At 57.9% G+C, this 2,638-nt stretch carries 2 protein-coding genes; both read left to right on the top strand.

What is annotated here, in order from left to right; all coding sequences use genetic code 11:
• Window positions 1-234: 234 nt before the first annotated feature.
• A complete protein-coding gene (gene cgtA / locus KDK14_RS21175; protein WP_257267247.1) occupies window positions 235-1,425 on the top strand; it encodes an Obg family GTPase CgtA in 1,191 nt (396 codons plus the stop codon).
• The gene (gene proB / locus KDK14_RS21170; RefSeq protein WP_257267245.1) at window positions 1,422-2,558 is read left to right on the top strand and encodes a glutamate 5-kinase; all 1,137 of its coding nucleotides are present in this window, start codon (window positions 1,422-1,424) and stop codon (window positions 2,556-2,558) included. Before cgtA ends, proB begins: the two co-directional genes overlap by 4 nt.
• Window positions 2,559-2,638 lie beyond the last annotated feature (80 nt).

Genomic DNA, 2,638 nt, shown 5'->3' with positions numbered 1-2,638 from the left:
AGGCTGTCCGAGAATAGCGCCCGACTGGGCGTCCCCGTAGCGAGGATGGCAGAAATTGAGGATAAAACCCCTCCAAGTCTAAAGATCACTCAATGCCAGGGTTTTCAGGCTGCTAACCGGGAGACTATTCCCGAACAGCCTCCCGTGAGTTTCCAACGGGATTGAATATTTACGTACAGTGAGTGGTTCAGCGATGTACTCCCTGTCGGCAGGGGGAGGCAAGAGAGTCAGGCAATGAAGTTTGTAGATGAAGCAACAATCATGGTTCAGGCGGGTAAGGGCGGCAATGGCTGCCTGAGCTTTCGCCGGGAAAAATTTATTGAAAAAGGCGGCCCTGATGGTGGCGACGGTGGTGATGGCGGCAGCATCTACGTGATTGCTGACCATGACCTCAATACCCTGGTGGATTACCGCTACCAGAAACACTATCAGGCCCGCAACGGTGAGCCCGGCCGTGGCCGCAACTGTACCGGTGCCAAGGGCGCGGATGTGGAGCTGAAAGTGCCGGTGGGTACCACCGTGGTGGATAACGAAACGGAAGAGGTTATCTGCGACCTGACCCATGTGGGTGAGCGGGTCAAGGTGGCCCAGGGGGGGTTTCACGGCTTGGGGAATACCCGTTACAAATCGAGTGTTAACCGTGCGCCGAGACAGACCAGCCCCGGTTCTGAAGGCGAACGCCGGGATCTTCGCCTTGAGCTTAAGGTGATTGCCGATGCCGGTCTGCTGGGTATGCCCAATGCGGGTAAGTCTACGTTTATCCGCGCTGTATCCCAGGCTCGGCCAAAGGTGGCTGATTATCCATTTACTACCCTGGTTCCCAATCTGGGTGTGGTGGCGGTGGACCGTCATCGTGGCTTCGTCATTGCCGATATCCCGGGTCTGATCGAGGGGGCCGCTGAAGGTGCCGGCCTGGGGATTCGTTTCCTTAAGCATTTGGCTCGTTGCCGTATTCTGCTGCACCTGGTTGATGTGGCACCTTACGATGACACCGACCCGGCCCAGTCGGCCAGGGCGATCATTCACGAACTGGAGCAGTTCAGTGAAACCCTGGCCAACCGGGATCGCTGGCTGGTGCTGAATAAAGTGGATTTACTGCCCGACGATCAGCGTGAAGCTGTCTGCCAGCATATCATCAAAGAGCTGAACTGGACCGGCCCTGTTTACCAGACATCGGCCATTTCTGGCCTGGGCACCGAGGTTCTTTGCCAGAATATCATGAGCTTTATCGAAGAGCGTGCCCTGGAACAAAGTGAAAATGAAGAACTGGCCAGACAGGAAGAAGAGCAGCTGAGCAAGATGGAATCCGAGGCCCGCCTGCGAATGCGGGAGCTGGCAGAAGAGCGCCGTGCCCGCCGGGCGGCAAAAAAAGCGGCGGATAACGATGATGACGACGAAGACGATGTCGAGGTGTTCCACGTATGAGTGAACGCAACCGGTTACGGACAGCCCGACACTGGGTCATCAAGATTGGCAGTGCGCTGTTGACCAATGAAGGGCAGGGCCTGGAACTTGACCGCATGGACGCCTGGGTAACACAAATGTGCCAGCTGCGGGAGCAGGGGGCGGAGGTGGTGCTGGTCTCTTCCGGTGCGGTTGCGGCAGGCATGGAAAAGCTGGGCTGGATGGAGCGGCCAACGGCGCTGCATCAGCTCCAGGCTGCAGCGGCGGTGGGCCAGGCACGGCTGGTGCAGGCCTGGGAAGTCGGTTTTCAGAAATATGGTGTGCAGCCTGCCCAGGTGTTGTTGACCCACGATGACCACAGCAATCGCAGACGCTACCTGAATGCCCGAAGTACCCTGAAAACCCTGTTGGAAATGGGGGTGGTGCCGGTCATCAATGAAAATGACACCGTTGTGACTGACGAACTTCGATTTGGCGATAACGACACGCTGGCCGCGCTGGTGGCTAACCAGGTGGAAGCGGATGTTCTGGTGATTCTCACGGATCAGGACGGCTTGTTCAGTGCCGACCCGAGAACCAACCCGGATGCCAGGCTGATTCATGAGGTGCGTGCCCGGGATGAATCCCTGGATGCCATGGCCGGTGGTGGCAGTGGTCGCCTTGGGCGTGGCGGCATGCAGACCAAGTTGCGTGCCTCCCGCCAGGCGGCAGCCTCCGGCTGCGCTACGGTGATCGTTGGAGGCCGGGCGGACAATGTAATTACCCGGGTCTTTGCCGGTGAAGCGCTGGGTACCCTGCTGCTCCCGGACCAGGAGCCGATGGCAGCACGCAAACAGTGGCTGCAGGGGCATCTTAAAACCGCCGGTGAACTGGTGCTGGATGCCGGGGCTGTGCGGGTACTGAAGGAGCAGGGCAAGAGCCTGTTGCCGGTGGGGGTAAAAGCGCTGAGAGGAAACTTCCAGCGTGGAGAGATGGTTACCTGCCTGGATGAAAGCGGTAATGAGGTGGCCCGTGGGCTGATCAATTACGGAGCCAGTGAAGCTGAGCGCATTATTGGCCAGCCCAGCCATCAGATTAAGGGGTTACTGGGTTATCAGCGAGAGCCTGAGCTGTTGCACCGGGATAATATGGTGCTTGCTTCTTCTTCAGGCTGACACTCCCCGCCCTGTCGGGCTATCTCTTAGGAATTATCTTTTAATAAGTTCCCGATTTCCGTTCACCCTGAGCTTGTAGA

Source organism: Endozoicomonas sp. ONNA2 (genome assembly GCF_024606365.1).
GTDB lineage: Bacteria > Pseudomonadota > Gammaproteobacteria > Pseudomonadales > Endozoicomonadaceae > Endozoicomonas.
Note: the sequence above shows the minus strand (reverse complement) of the source record. Positions and strands in the feature narration are given on the sequence as shown.

What these genes read in the sequence shown, in the direction of transcription:
- proB (WP_257267245.1), top strand. Translation starts at nt 1,422, where the DNA reads ATGAGTGAACGCAACCGGTTACGGACAGCCCGACACTGGGTCATCAAG.
- cgtA (WP_257267247.1), top strand. Translation starts at nt 235, where the DNA reads ATGAAGTTTGTAGATGAAGCAACAATCATGGTTCAGGCGGGTAAGGGC.